General features: G+C 36.4%; 13 protein-coding genes. 10 read left to right on the forward strand and 3 right to left on the reverse strand.

Annotated features, from left to right (window positions below):
• Nucleotides 1-59: 59 nt before the first annotated feature.
• Nucleotides 60-1,460, reverse strand: coding sequence for an RtcB family protein (locus tag K0U91_RS11190; RefSeq protein ID WP_220179687.1), 1,401 nt, complete (start codon nucleotides 1,458-1,460; stop codon nucleotides 60-62).
• Nucleotides 1,461-1,651: 191 nt separating this feature from the next.
• On the opposite strand from K0U91_RS11190, the gene K0U91_RS11195 reads away from it, so the two are divergent.
• The 3 genes from K0U91_RS11195 (at nucleotide 1,652) to K0U91_RS16275 (ending at nucleotide 3,313) form a co-directional block, all read left to right on the forward strand.
• Nucleotides 1,652-1,987 carry a HopJ type III effector protein gene (locus K0U91_RS11195; protein ID WP_220179688.1) on the forward strand — a complete coding sequence of 112 codons (336 nt, stop codon included), beginning with the start codon at nucleotides 1,652-1,654 and terminating at the stop codon, nucleotides 1,985-1,987.
• 111 nt (nucleotides 1,988-2,098) lie between these two features.
• Complete coding sequence (locus K0U91_RS11200) at nucleotides 2,099-3,121, forward strand: helix-turn-helix transcriptional regulator (protein WP_220179689.1); 1,023 nt, start codon at nucleotides 2,099-2,101, stop codon at nucleotides 3,119-3,121.
• 60 nt (nucleotides 3,122-3,181) lie between these two features.
• Nucleotides 3,182-3,313: a hypothetical protein gene (locus K0U91_RS16275; protein WP_258319568.1), complete on the forward strand. Its 132-nt coding sequence runs from the start codon at nucleotides 3,182-3,184 to the stop codon at nucleotides 3,311-3,313.
• A gap of 40 nt (nucleotides 3,314-3,353) precedes the next feature.
• Here the strand turns inward: K0U91_RS16275 and K0U91_RS11205 are convergent, their stop codons facing one another.
• Both K0U91_RS11205 and K0U91_RS11210 read right to left on the reverse strand, forming a co-directional pair.
• Nucleotides 3,354-4,544 (reverse strand): DUF1501 domain-containing protein, encoded by a 1,191-nt coding sequence (locus K0U91_RS11205; RefSeq protein WP_220179690.1) that lies wholly within the window; start codon nucleotides 4,542-4,544, stop codon nucleotides 3,354-3,356.
• A gap of 44 nt (nucleotides 4,545-4,588) precedes the next feature.
• Nucleotides 4,589-5,962, reverse strand: coding sequence for a DUF1800 domain-containing protein (locus K0U91_RS11210; protein WP_220179691.1), 1,374 nt, complete (start codon nucleotides 5,960-5,962; stop codon nucleotides 4,589-4,591).
• Nucleotides 5,963-6,199: 237 nt separating this feature from the next.
• Between K0U91_RS11210 and K0U91_RS11215 the strand changes: the two genes are divergently transcribed.
• The 7 genes from K0U91_RS11215 (at nucleotide 6,200) to K0U91_RS11245 (ending at nucleotide 13,324) form a co-directional block, all read left to right on the forward strand.
• The gene (locus K0U91_RS11215; protein WP_219969572.1) at nucleotides 6,200-6,763 is read left to right on the forward strand and encodes a hypothetical protein; all 564 of its coding nucleotides are present in this window, start codon (nucleotides 6,200-6,202) and stop codon (nucleotides 6,761-6,763) included.
• A 113-nt stretch (nucleotides 6,764-6,876) separates the two neighbouring features.
• The gene (locus tag K0U91_RS11220) at nucleotides 6,877-7,932 is read left to right on the forward strand and encodes a glucokinase (RefSeq protein ID WP_220179692.1); all 1,056 of its coding nucleotides are present in this window, start codon (nucleotides 6,877-6,879) and stop codon (nucleotides 7,930-7,932) included.
• Nucleotides 7,933-8,075: 143 nt separating this feature from the next.
• The gene (locus tag K0U91_RS11225; protein WP_220179693.1) at nucleotides 8,076-8,642 is read left to right on the forward strand and encodes a YceI family protein; all 567 of its coding nucleotides are present in this window, start codon (nucleotides 8,076-8,078) and stop codon (nucleotides 8,640-8,642) included.
• 78 nt (nucleotides 8,643-8,720) lie between these two features.
• The gene (locus K0U91_RS11230) at nucleotides 8,721-9,332 is read left to right on the forward strand and encodes a YceI family protein (protein WP_219969569.1); all 612 of its coding nucleotides are present in this window, start codon (nucleotides 8,721-8,723) and stop codon (nucleotides 9,330-9,332) included.
• Between the two features lie 245 nt (nucleotides 9,333-9,577).
• On the forward strand, nucleotides 9,578-10,219 hold the full coding sequence (locus K0U91_RS11235) for an alpha/beta fold hydrolase (protein ID WP_219969568.1): 642 nt from the start codon (nucleotides 9,578-9,580) through the stop codon (nucleotides 10,217-10,219).
• 97 nt (nucleotides 10,220-10,316) lie between these two features.
• Complete coding sequence (locus tag K0U91_RS11240; protein WP_220179694.1) at nucleotides 10,317-11,663, forward strand: ammonium transporter; 1,347 nt, start codon at nucleotides 10,317-10,319, stop codon at nucleotides 11,661-11,663.
• Between the two features lie 242 nt (nucleotides 11,664-11,905).
• A complete protein-coding gene (locus tag K0U91_RS11245) occupies nucleotides 11,906-13,324 on the forward strand; it encodes an L-serine ammonia-lyase (RefSeq protein ID WP_220179695.1) in 1,419 nt (472 codons plus the stop codon).
• Nucleotides 13,325-13,343: the final 19 nt, after the last annotated feature.

A 13,343-nucleotide genomic window follows, 5' to 3' on the forward strand; every position in this document is an offset into this window, starting at 1 on the left:
CAAAGTGGATGGATATTTAAATACATAATTTGAAATAACGTCTTACAATTAAAAACAAACTATGCTTTTCTAAATTTTTTCTTATTTTTCCACGGCGCATTTTTCTGAACATCACCCGCCATAATACATCCGTAAGGCATCACTTCATCCAACACTTCACAAAGTCCGTATTCTTCAATCTGAGCTCTGACGTTTTTAGCACTTTTATATGCGGTTGGAAGCTCAGAAATATCAATATCATTGGTGAAAAAACGGATATCCAGACCTTTTGTTTCCTCTTCAAACACTTCTTCAATGGTTTTATGAGCCAACGATTTTTTATGCTGCGTTCTGCTGAAATTTCTTCCTGCGCCGTGGGGTGCAAAACCCAAGTTTCTCTCGTTGGTTTTTCCCTGAACAATCAAAACCGGTTCAGCCATATTCAACGGAATCAATCTCGGGCCCGTAATGTCCGGCATAAATTTGTCATCCAACGGCGTTGCGCCTTTTGCATGGTAGAATAGATCTCCGTCTCTGAAAACGAAGTTATGCTCGTTCCAATATCTGTCTTGCTTTTCTAGATTTAATTTTTCCAATACTGCATTATGAATCGCTTCATGGTTTTCTTTCGTCCATGCTCTGATCAGCTGCAATGCATCCCAATACGATTGTCCTTCTTCGGTTTCAAACGGAATCCACGCGTTTTCTTTTAGAGTTTCCGGAGAAATTTCCTGTCTGAAACGATTGGCTACTTTCATTCCTTTATCGTACAGCATCGCTCCGGGAGCTCTCGAACCGTGATGAGTGACCATCATCGTATTTCCGGTGTTTTTGGATGTTCCGACAAACAGGAAATGGTTTCCGTCGCCCTGCGTTCCCATGTGAGAACGGGCAATGCTGATCAGTTTTTCGTCTTTTAGGAAAAAGTTATCCCTGAAAGCACCCATCAATTCCTGGGACATTGGCATCTGTTCACCTCTCGGTCTTCCTCCATACCCGAAATGCGTGATGGAATGAGCTGCGTTTAAAATTTCTTTAGGATCTACTTTTCCAAAATCAGTCAGCATGACAGAACAGCAGATATCTGCACTGTGAAATCCCGGATGGATTGCATTTTTTGCCACTACAACTCCGCCCACCGGAATATGACCTTCAGGACCTGTCGGACAAGCATCGGGCATAATTGCTCCACCAATTAATGTTGGCGTTTTCATTAGAACTTTCATCGTATTGATTACTTTTTCTACATTGTCGATTTCGTTGTCGTGCTCCGGACGGATGTTAATGATAAAATCTTTCGGCTGATCATACAACGGAATCGGATCCGGATCCGGACTTCTGAACTGTTCCAGATAAATTGCCATTTCATTTTCATCAAGCTGATTTTCATTGATATATTGTAATGCTTCGTTAAACCATTTTTTGGGAGTAAATCCTAATTCGATTAAATCGTTTCCGTTGATTGCTTTCAATGTTTTCATTTTGTTGTTATTTAATAATGCAAAGTAACAAGGTAGTTGCGCAATGTTTTTGCGTAGATAAAATTATTTTGATTATTTTTGAAATTAATTATTAACAACGTCATTGCGAGGACCAAAGCAATCTATCGTTGGGATTGTTTTCCCGCAGTACCGCGAGAGGCTGTTCCTCGCAATGACAAAAAACATAAAATATGGTATTTGAACAATTAGGGAAATTACATGAAGAAATTCAGTTTAAAGAGGTCATTACATTGATTGACGAAAATTATGATTTCACACCGACAAAATTCACCAACGGAAATGCAGTCAATGAAGCAGATCAGAATAATGGATCATGCAAAATTTTCGGTTTTGCGAAATTGAATGATTTGTCGAAAGAAGATACTTTAAACCTTTTCGGGGAATTTTACAGGGATGATGTCCTGAAAAATCCTGATGGAAAAGACCATCAGAATATCAGAAACTTTATAGAATTCGGTTGGGATGGGGTTTCTTTTGAAGGTGAGGCTTTGAAGAAAAGAGAGTAAGAGCGATAAATTATTTTTTAACCATGCCGTCTAAATTTTTCTTGAAAATTTATCCACCCTTCCGTAGGAGGGAATTTTTATAAAACTTCATTTCAACTTCAAACTACTATTATGTCATCCAATAAAAACGCGCTCATTCGCTACAAAACACTAGATAAATGCCTGAAAAATAAGTATAAGCAGTATACTCTGGAAGATTTGATGGATGAATGTTCTGAAGCACTGTTCGAGTTTGAAGGAAAAGAATCTTTTGTGAGCAAACGGACCGTACAGCTTGATCTTCAGAATATGCGGAGTGAAAAATTCGGGTATGAAGCACCGATTGAGGTTTACGAAAGGAAATATTACCGCTACAGCGATCCTGATTACAGTATTCATCAAATTTCTGTCAATGAAAATGATCTGAAAGCGATGAATAATGCGGTGCAGATTTTAAAGCAGTTTAAGGATTTTTCGATGTTTAAGGAGATGAATGGTGTGATTCAAAAACTGGAAGATTCAATCCATGCGACAAACCAAAAATCAATTATTCATTTAGATAAAAATGAGCAGCTTAGAGGTTTAGAACATATTGATATTTTGTATGAAAGTGTTTTAAATAAGAAAGCTCTAAGAATTACCTATAAAAGTTTTAAAGCGAAAAAGGAAAATATTCTGACTGTTCATCCTCAGTTATTGAAAGAATATAATAACCGTTGGTTTTTGATTTGCTGGCATAAAAATGCAATTTATAATCTCGCTTTAGACCGAATTGAGAACATTCAAGCAGACGAAAAAATAGAGTATATTGATAAAGATTTTGATGCAGACCGATATTTTGGCGAAGTAATAGGAGCAACGGTATCAGAAACACAGCGTCCCCAAAATGTTATATTCATTGTAGATTCTAAACATGCTCCCTATGTGAAAACCAAACCTTTTCATCATTCTCAGGAGATTATGAGTGAAGATGAAAACGGAACGGTTTTTAAAATTTGTGTACAGCTGAATTTTGAGTTAGAAAGAATGATTTTGGGCATGGGTGAATTTCTTACAGTTTTAGCCCCCAGAAAACTTAAACGGAGGATCGCTAAAAGTTTGAGAATTGCCAATGCAAACTATCAGGATGAAAAGAACTCTATTGATTCCCTATAATTTTCTAGATCCAAAAATAATATGGCGCAGAAATTGTAATGATCTTGAAAAATAAATAGTATGAAGTCAAGAATATTAAAAGCAGTATTGGCAATGGTTGTTCCCCTTGTCATTGAATATGTCATCAAGAAAGTTACAGCAAAAAAAGATGACGTGAAGGATCCGAATAGACAGATTCCATCACCACACTAATAATTAGTTATTTTCAGCCTTACAGTTTTGTAAGGCTTTTTTATATAAAATCATACACGCCGTTTTTCCAGCCCAGAACTTTTGAGGAATCGGCATTCAACCAGTTTTTAAGAACGGTTGCGTAGACTTTCCTGAAATCTTCAGTATATATCAAATCACCCTCGTTCAGATTTTGAAGATCGGGAAGGGTATTCAGAATTCCCTTCTTTTTTAATCCGCCGCTGATAAAAAACATCTGATTGGCCGTTCCGTGGTCAGTTCCTTTGCTTGCATTTTGGGCAACACGTCTTCCGAATTCCGAAAAAGTCATTAATAAAATATCATTAAACAATCCGTTAGCTTTCATATCGGCAACAAAAGACTTTACTGCGTCGTTGATTTCTCCGAATAACTTTTGCTGTCTTTCATTTTGATTGACATGAGTGTCGAAACTTCCAATTGAAAGATAATAAACCTGTGTATTGATGTCTGATTTTATCAACGAGGAAACAGTTTTAAAATCTTTCCCCAATTTAGAATTCGGGTACTCCTGGGTCGACTTTTTTGCTTTGCTTTTTTCAAAAATATAGTCTGCATTATTGATGGTCGCTCCGAGCGTTTTGTACAAATACGAAACGGTTTCATCATCGTGATGATGGTCATTTTGTGATAATGATTTAAAATATTTTTCCTGACTCGTCTGATACAGTTTTTTTGGATCTTTAAAGGCAAATGCTTTGTTATTTTCCCCTTTTAAAGCCAGACTCAGCATATCATCAACTTCCAGAGCCTGCGTTGGATGCTCACATCTGTAACATTCTTCATCCAAAAATCTTCCCAGCCATCCTGTTTCAAGAAATTCGTCACTTTTACTTGCAGAATGCCAAATATCCATACTTCTAAAATGTGATTTGTCAGGATTTGGGTAACCAACATTATTCATCAGAGAAAGCTCGCCACTATCGAACAATTCTTTGAAATAAGACAAAGCTGGATTGATTCCTGTTTCGTCATTCAGTGGCAAAGAGTCATTAATCGCAATAGTGCTTCTTTCTTTAAAATAGAAATCATTTTTGGTCGGAATAATGGTGTTTAACCCATCATTTCCGCCTGTAAACTGCAGGATAATCAGTATTTTTTGGCTTGGGTTCAGCGCATTGTCCAAAGTCATTGATTGTAGGAAATTCGGAACAAACAATGAAGCTGTTGCCAATGAACTGATCTTTAAAAAGTCTCTTCTTTTGATAATCATAATTTCTTTGCTTAGATTAATTAAAACTAATTTTCTCTAACTTCTCACATCAACTGATATTCCGGTGTTGACATCAGATTGATGACATTCATTTTGATGCTTTGATCAGAAAATTGTTTAACAGTGTTCATATCCAAAGATTCGGAGTTCACAATGAGATAATCTTCCGCTTTTTTCTGCGTTAAAGCTTTATCAACCTGATCCCAGTTTATAATAATGTTTGGGTTTTTAAAACTTTTATTCAAAGCTTCTCTCGACTTCATTCCCATATCCATATCATCATCTTCTTTTGCAGAGTATTCCATTGGTCGCAATCCGGACCAAATTTGCGGGATCTGAAGCCGCAGCATTAAGGTCGAACTGTCGATCCAGGATTTTCCGTTTGGCCAGCCTGCGACATTAGGTGGGTAAAGCAACATCTGACCCAAAAGTTTTTGATAAACAGTGATGTTTTCAGGATTTTGAATTTCCATCGGCAGCATTCTCATCATTCCGGCAAATAGTTCTGTGGGAGATTTTATTCTGTTTCCAATATTTTTTTTATCATAAAACCAGGAACTGGAAAAAATTTCGGTCATCAGTTTTTTGATGTCATATCCTGACTGATAAAAATTTTCGCTGAGGTTTTTTATAATTTTTAAATCAGGTTTTTCATTCACGAAGAAAGTATAAATCTTTGCTGTAATGAATTCCGCTGTTGCTTTTTGCTCTAAAATAATATTCAGAATATCATCACCAGTAAAATTTCCTGTTTTTCCAAGGAAAGTTTTTGTTCCTTCGTCATGAAGTTTTTTTCTCTCAACAAAATATCCTTCTTTGTCATAACCCCAACCAGTAAAAGCTCTTGCGGCTTCCCGAATGTCTTTTTCTGTATAATTTCCTCTTCCTATTGTAAACAGTTCCATCACTTCGCGGGCGAAATTCTCATTCGGATGGTCTTTTTTATTTTGCTGATTGTTCAGAAAGCTGAGCATTGCAGGAGACCGGCTCACTTCAAACAATAACTCTTTAAAATTTCCCAGAGATTTTTCACGGATCACATTAAGAAGCTGCTTATTAAATTTCGGATTGTTGATTCTTGTAGCAAAATGGCCGTGCCAGAAAAAAGCCATTTTTTCTCTGAGTTGCTCATTGCTTGTGGTTAATTTTTTAAGAAAATTGAGGTTGAGCTCATTATTCTGCTTCTGGTTGACTTTCTGAATTTCTCTTCTCCGTTCAGCATTGGCTTTAGGATCATTATATTCTAACTGTTCAATATCGGGAGTTGTATAGGTGACAGGAGAGAAGCTTTCTTCATTGAAAATTTCCTTCAAAATCATCTTGATGTTTTTATTTTTAAGGTCCTCAACTTGTTCAATTCCCGGCCCGAAGCCTGCCCGCCAAAGAAGATGTTTGTTATTGATCAATGAAGCAATCATAGTCCTGATTTTGTTTTTTGATGATTATATGGAGAAGAGGTTAAAGTATATAAACAAATATTAATAATTATTTATTTTCCGCTTGCGTAAAGTTAAACAACTATTTAATAAATATAAAATATAATAGATTGATTTTCATTATTTTGTGAAATTGGTTAAGCTCGAAGCTCCTTTATCTGAGGTGTTTTGGCATGATTTTTACATCTCACACTTCAGTAAAATTAAAAAATCAGAGTTATGAAAATGTTTAAGAAAGCTATTTTAGGAGCAGGAATTTTAACGGCAGGTTTGGTGAGTGCACAGAGTGCAATGATGAATAATATGATTAAAGTAGGTGCAACGGCAGGTATCGCTGTACCTTCTGATAACCTTTCAGCGGCAGTAGGAGTAGATGTAGCATATCAGAATCTTATCACTCCGGGATTTGGTTTGGGTATTGCTACAGGTTATACTCATTATTTTGGTAAAGATAACAACGGATATGACAATAATGATGTAGGCGTAGTTCCGGTAGCGGCACTATTCAGAATTTATCCTAAACAGACAGGTTTTTACTTCGGGGCAGACCTTGGGTACGGGTTTTTGGTAGGCGATGACAGAGTGGCTACCAATTCTACAGCAAGCAGACCAGATGGTGGTTTTTATTTGAAACCGGAGATCGGATATCACAACAGAGATTGGAATTTCTTCTTGCAGTATCAGAAAGTATTTTCTGGAAGCAACGGTGATGTAGCGGGTCAGGATTATAATGTGGGAAGCATCGGAGCAGGATTTTCTTACAACATTCCTTTAGGGAAATAATTTAAATGGATATAATTAGTTATTAGCCAAACCTTTTCGAGATTTTGAAAAGGTTTTCTTCTACCTAGCGAAAATTACCAAAACAATTATTATATTTGATAAAATTAGCGATTATGAACTTAAATCCAAAATTTCCACTTTTTTTACCAGGAGTAAAAAACAGCAGTAACGATAATGTTTCGATCATTGGTGCCAACCTTCGTGAAGATGTTACTACGATCGCTTATTATGTCTCAGGTAACGGTGGAATCGAAACTAAAATACAAAAAAATTATCCTACCAAAGAATATACCTCTTTTTCTGACATTCTTTCAAAATTTATTCAGGATGAGCAGCTGGAAAATATACAGCGTCTAGGCGTTTCTGTTCCCGGACCGGTTTTGGATGGTAAAAGTAATCCCGCAAGATTAGGTTGGAGCTTAGATTCTGAAGAATATAAAAATACTTTCGGTTTCGAAATTGTAGATATGCTGAATGATCAGGAAGCTTCTGCCTATGGTATTGCACTTCTGGAAGATAGCGATCTTGATGTAATTTACAGCAGCGGTCATCCGGAAAAAGGAAATGTAGCCATTTTAGCTCCTGGAAACGGATTGGGCGAAGCGGGATATTTCTTTGACGGAAAATATTTAAGACCTTTCGCAACAGAAGGCGGTCATTCGGAATTCTCTCCGAGAACAACGGTTGAAGTGGAGTTTTACCAGTTTTTAAATAATATATACGGAATTGTAAGTTGGGAAAATGTTCTTTCGAAAACAGGACTGTTTAATATTTACCGCTTTTTAAGAGACGTTAAAAGACATCCTGAACCGGAGTGGCTTGCAGAAAAAATAAGCAACGGAAATGGTGATTTCACAGAAGAAATCTTTAAAGCTGCTGTAGAAGAGGATGTGATGATTTGTAAAATTGCTTTGGATACCTTTATAGAATTTTTGGCAAGAGAGGCGAATAACCTGACTTTAAAGTTGAAAGCTACCGGTGGATTATGGATTACCGGTGATATTCCGCAGATTATCCGACAATATATTGATAAAGGTAAATTCTACGAAAAATTTAAAATTAGTGATAAAATGGAAGATATGCTAAAAAATATTCCGATTTATCTCATCAATACAGACAGTACAAGTATCAATGGTGCTGCACTGTATACCGCTTATTATAAAGACTAAAATTACAGCTCCGAAGAAATTCGGAGTTTTTTATGCTTCATTTTAATTTTAAAATTATTTGTGATAATTGATGTAGATCAATGAAAACTACTGATTAAGATAATTACATTTGCAGCATTAAATAATTAAATAAATTTTTATTCATGAAAAAAATGTTCTTATTAGCAGTTGTAGCCAGCGGCTTGGCTTTCGGTCAATCAAAAAAAGTAGTAACATCAGATGTTCACTGGTGGGGTTATAAAGTTGCTAAAACCGAATCTAGCTCTCACAACGGTACGGTGAAAGTAAAATCTGGAAACATGATCATGAAAGGAAATGAGCTTGTAGGAGGTGATTTCGTTTTGGATATGACTTCTATCAACGCGACAGATCTTTCAGGAGAATACCAAGGTAAATTAAACGGACACCTTAAAAACGGAGATTTCTTCGAAGTTGAAAAATTTCCATCAGCAAGTTTTAAAATTACTTCTGTAAAGAAAAACAGTGATAAAGTGTACAACAAATTGGTAACAGGAAATCTTACCGTAAAAGGAAAAACAAGCCCGGTTTCTTTCCCTGCGAAAGTGAGCTATGCAAATGGAGTAGTAAGCTTAGAATCAAATAAATTCTCTTTCGACAGACAAAAATTTGACGTAGCTTACAAATCTACAATGAAAGATGTTTTTGTGAAAGATGATATCGATATGCTTGTAAAAGTGACTGCGAAATAAATTATTCAAAAAAATATTGTTAAAAGTGTAGAAGTTCTACACTTTTTTTTATTTTTGTTGAATTGTAAATAAAAAAGAATGAAAAGATTATTATTGTTTGTGATGATGTGTTTGAGCATATCATTTGTATTTGCTCAAAAAAAAGGAGATAAAATTTCAAAAGTGGTTTCTTCTGAAATTAAATGGTGGGGACATAAGGTTGTAAAAACCAAAGCTTCTTCTCACTATGGAAGCTTAAAACTGAAAAGCGGAAAATTCAATTTTGATAAAACAGTTTTTGTAGACGGCGAGTTTGTGATCGATATGAGAAGTTTGGTTGTTGCTGATCTTTCCGGTGCTGACCAGGTGAAACTGACCAATGAATTGAAAGGAACTAATTTCTTCGAGGTAAAAAAATTCCCTACGGCTAAATTTCACTTGAAAAAGATTATTCCGTTGGCAAACAGCGAGTACAATTCTACCATCGTTGGTGATATTACGATCAAAGGGATCAGAAAAACAATTTCTTTCCCTGCAAATGCTCATATTACACAGTTTACGGTAGAGATTGAATCTTCAGTATTCTCGTTAAACAGAAAGGATTTCAGAATTTTCTATCAGAATTCTTTGAAAGATTATTTCATCAAAGACGAGATGGATATTCAGTTTAAAGTTTCAACTCAGAAAGTTGACAACGAAAGACCTTTATAGGTTAAAATTTTCATAAATCATCATGCACAGCTTTTCTTAAGTTGTGCATTTTTTTATTTTAGTACGAGGAAATTGATTTGTAAAAATATAATAGCAAATAACAGTAATTCTAAAACGTTGTTGACTCTGCTGAGTGAAATCGAAGATTCGATGAAGTCAAAACGCTTTTGCAAATTTAAAAACAGGTAGTATTAAAAAAATCTTAGCGAATGTTGCGTTTAAACGATAAACTGATAAAATAGAAAATGAAAATATATGTAGTAAGCGGTTTGGGAGCAGATTTTAAAGTTTTAGAAAAGCTGAAATTTCCCGAGCAGCATGAAGTTGTTTTTATAAACTGGATGATCCCCGAGATCAATGAAAGTTTTGCTGATTATGTAGGAAGAATGGCTGAAAAGATAGATGATACCGAACCTTTTTATTTATTGGGGTATTCTTTTGGCGGAATTATAGTGCAGGAGCTGAATGCCCTAAAGCCTGCCGAAAAAGTAGTTATCATGGGAAGTATCAAATCGGATAAGGAAAAGTCACGGTTGATTAAAATGGGGGAAGTGACAAAAATTCCAAAATACTTACCAATCGGTTTTTTCAATGATCAGACTTCAGTTTTTTATGCAAGACTGAGAAAGTTCTTTGATCCGAAAAACCCTAAGGTTATTGAATATTTTCAGGTACGGGATCCATACTATTTGAAATGGTCAGTAGAAAGAATTTCAGAATGGAAATTTGAAGAAAATCCAAACGTAATACAAATTTTAGGAGATCGCGATATCGTTTTCCCGATAAAAAATTCCAGGCCCAACTATATTATTAAAGGTGGCACCCATCTTTTTCCGGCAACAAAGTATAAAGAAGTTTCCGCCTTATTGCATAAAATTTTTGTTTAATTATAAATTGACCCCTATTTTATGACGGGTTAATTTTATTTAATTACTAATTTATTAATTTTTATACTTAATTTTGTTGGGGATAAAATAAAAAATAATGAAATTAGGTTTAAAATGGAAAGTCTCTTTTGCAATAATTTCTTTAGTAGCCATTGGCGGTCTTTTCTGGAAGCCTAGTGTCGATTTCCCAAACAGCGGAGATTTTTTAGGTGAAGAAAGTATCGTTGGTTCAGATGTAGCCTGGATCTTGGCTGCAGCCGGACTCGTGCTTCTCATGACTCCCGGACTATCATTTTTCTACGGCGGAATGGTTGGCAAAAAAAACATGATTTCTACCATGCTGCAAAGCTTTATCGCATTAGGTGTTATTTCAATTTTGTGGATTGTTGTCGGTTTCTCATTATCATTCGGAGATTCTCTCGGTTTTGAAATTGATGGTGAACATTATGGAATAATTGGCAACCCATTGACCTATCCGTTTTTTAATCATGTGAGCGTATATCCGCACAAAACAATGGCTTCCACAATTCCTTTCATATTATTTGCATTGTTCCAAATGAAATTTGCGGTGATTACACCGGCTTTAATTACGGGTTCGTTTGCAGAAAGAGTGAGATTTATATCTTATCTTTTATTCATGGTACTTTTCAGTCTTTTCATTTATACACCTTTGTGTCACATGGTTTGGCATCCGGAAGGTCTTTTAAATAAATTTTTCGGGATTAAAGATTTTGCGGGTGGAACTGTAGTCCATATGAGTGCAGGTTTTGCGGCTTTGGCAGGTGCAATTGTTTTAGGAAGAAGAAAAAATCCGCATCATGAACCTTCGAATATTCCCTATGTGATTTTAGGAACCGGAATGCTTTGGTTTGGCTGGTTCGGCTTTAATGCCGGTTCGGCTTTAAGTGCCAATGCAACAGCAGCAATTGCTTTTGGGACCACAACGATAGCTTCGGCATCTGCAATGATGACGTGGATTTTCTTTGACAGAATCAACGGCAGAAAAGTATCCGCTTTAGGAGCGTGTATTGGAGCAGTTGTCGGTTTAGTAGCAATTACTCCGGGCTGTGGTTTCGTATCAATTCAGGAGAGTCTGTTCATCGGTTTTATTTCTGCGATCGTCTCTAATGTAATGCTGAACTGGAAAGCTTTAAAGAAAATAGACGATACTTTAGACGTTTTTGCCTGTCATGGAGTGGGAGGTATCATGGGAATGATTCTTACCGCAATATTTGCGCACGGCGAAAATGCAAGCCTTCTTCACGGCGGAATCGGAGTTTTTACTCATCACATGATAGCACTAATTTTAGTTTCGGTATTCACATTTTTCGGATCCCTGCTTTTATATAAACTCACTAATTGCATTATAACGCTCAGGGTTTCTGGAGAATCAGAAAATATAGGATTAGATATGTCTCAACATGAGGAGAGTTTGAGATGGTAATATCTTTAATTAATGGCAGTTTTATTTGGGCAGCTTTACCGCCTTCCACTCCCGCTTTTTTACCTCCGCTTCGCTCCGGCAAAAAGAGCTCCGTTCAAGTCGGGCTGCGAAATTTGTCAAGAGCTCAAAACCGTTTAAAAAAATAAAATTTGGAGCTACGAAAAGGTGGGAAACCTTGTTTTACATTACATTCTTTAAAATTTAACCTGTATATTTGCTTTTCATGAAAATGGAAATAAAGTATGGAGTCAATATCGGTTTTTGAGATTATTAAGGTGGGAATTGGCCCTTCCAGTTCGCATACCATGGGACCCTGGAATGCTGCTTCAGCATTTATAAGAATTATAAAAAGAGAGAGATCTATCGATGAGGTAACAGAAGTTTTTCTGGAATTCTTCGGCTCACTTGCCAAAACAGGGATCGGTCACGGTACAGATATCGCCGGAATGTTAGGTCTGAACGGAGAAGATTTCAAAACCATCAATACTTCAAAGATCGATGAAAAAATAGAATTCATCAAGCAAAGTCAGATTTTGAATTTAGGAGGTGAAAGAGAGATTCCATTTATTTACGGGCATCATTTGATTCTAAATAAATCTAAGACCTTAGATTTTCATCCGAACGGAATGATCTTTAAAGCAATTTTTGAAGACGGAACCGAGCTAGTGCAAGATTTTTATTCTGTAGGAGGAGGTTTTATTGCGAGCCAGGAAAAAAACTCAATTGAAAAACAGTGTGTTCGTACTTTATATCCTTGCCATCACGGCTCAGATATTGCAAAATATTGTGAGAAATTGGGTTTTGATAAAGTATCAGATCTTATTTTGATCAACGAAGAAAGCTGGAGAAGTCAGGAAGAAACGAGAAAAGAAGCCTTATACATCTGGGAAAATATCAAAGAATGCATTTATAAAGGTGTCAATAAAGAGGGCATTTTACCCGGCGGTCTCAATGTAACGCGAAGAGCTGCCGGAATCAACAGAAAACTCTTGGGCGATAAAATTTATAAGAATAAAGAAGAATGGTTTCAGCAGGTTGTTGATGCCGAAGAAAACTTTACGAATATCAACAAATGGATTTCGTGTTTCGCACTTGCAGTCAATGAGGAAAATGCAAGTTTCGGGCGTATCATCACTGCGCCAACAAACGGTGCAAGTGGAGTAATCCCGGCTGTTTTAATGTATGCGCAGGCATTCACTCCACATACAAGTGAAGATGACATTGTGAGATTTTTACTGGTTGCAGGAGAAATAGGAACTTTATTTAAGAAAAATGCAACCATCTCGGCGGCAATGGGCGGTTGTCAGGCAGAAGTTGGGGTATCGTCAGCAATGGCTGCGGCAGGCTTGACAGAAATCTTGGGCGGAAGCGTCGGACAGGTGTTGATGGCTGCAGAAATTGCCATGGAACATCATTTAGGGTTAACGTGCGACCCGATCAAAGGATTGGTGCAGATTCCTTGTATCGAAAGAAATACAATGGGCGCCATGAAAGCAATTACAGCAGCAAATATCGCGTTAGAAAGTGATCCTGCTAAAGCAAAAGTGAGTCTGGATCAGGTCATTCAAACCATGTGGGAAACCGCTTTATCGATGAGTGACAGATTTAAAGAAACTTCTGAAGGCGGTTTGGCAATTGCTGTAAATGTTCCGGAATGTTAAAATAAATAAAAGTCATGGT

Source organism: Chryseobacterium sp. LJ668 (assembly GCF_019613955.1).
Classification (GTDB): Bacteria; Bacteroidota; Bacteroidia; order Flavobacteriales; family Weeksellaceae; genus Chryseobacterium.

What these genes read in the sequence shown, in the direction of transcription:
- K0U91_RS11230 (WP_219969569.1), top strand. Translation starts at nt 8,721, where the DNA reads ATGAAAAGATTATTATTGTTTGTGATGATGTGTTTGAGCATATCATTT.
- K0U91_RS11210 (WP_220179691.1), bottom strand. Translation starts at nt 5,962, where the DNA reads ATGATTGCTTCATTGATCAATAACAAACATCTTCTTTGGCGGGCAGGC.
- K0U91_RS11190 (WP_220179687.1), bottom strand. Translation starts at nt 1,460, where the DNA reads ATGAAAACATTGAAAGCAATCAACGGAAACGATTTAATCGAATTAGGA.
- K0U91_RS11200 (WP_220179689.1), top strand. Translation starts at nt 2,099, where the DNA reads ATGTCATCCAATAAAAACGCGCTCATTCGCTACAAAACACTAGATAAA.
- K0U91_RS11220 (WP_220179692.1), top strand. Translation starts at nt 6,877, where the DNA reads ATGAACTTAAATCCAAAATTTCCACTTTTTTTACCAGGAGTAAAAAAC.
- K0U91_RS11205 (WP_220179690.1), bottom strand. Translation starts at nt 4,544, where the DNA reads ATGATTATCAAAAGAAGAGACTTTTTAAAGATCAGTTCATTGGCAACA.
- K0U91_RS11225 (WP_220179693.1), top strand. Translation starts at nt 8,076, where the DNA reads ATGAAAAAAATGTTCTTATTAGCAGTTGTAGCCAGCGGCTTGGCTTTC.
- K0U91_RS11235 (WP_219969568.1), top strand. Translation starts at nt 9,578, where the DNA reads ATGAAAATATATGTAGTAAGCGGTTTGGGAGCAGATTTTAAAGTTTTA.
- K0U91_RS11240 (WP_220179694.1), top strand. Translation starts at nt 10,317, where the DNA reads ATGAAATTAGGTTTAAAATGGAAAGTCTCTTTTGCAATAATTTCTTTA.
- K0U91_RS11245 (WP_220179695.1), top strand. Translation starts at nt 11,906, where the DNA reads ATGGAGTCAATATCGGTTTTTGAGATTATTAAGGTGGGAATTGGCCCT.
- K0U91_RS11195 (WP_220179688.1), top strand. Translation starts at nt 1,652, where the DNA reads ATGGTATTTGAACAATTAGGGAAATTACATGAAGAAATTCAGTTTAAA.
- K0U91_RS11215 (WP_219969572.1), top strand. Translation starts at nt 6,200, where the DNA reads ATGAAAATGTTTAAGAAAGCTATTTTAGGAGCAGGAATTTTAACGGCA.
- K0U91_RS16275 (WP_258319568.1), top strand. Translation starts at nt 3,182, where the DNA reads ATGAAGTCAAGAATATTAAAAGCAGTATTGGCAATGGTTGTTCCCCTT.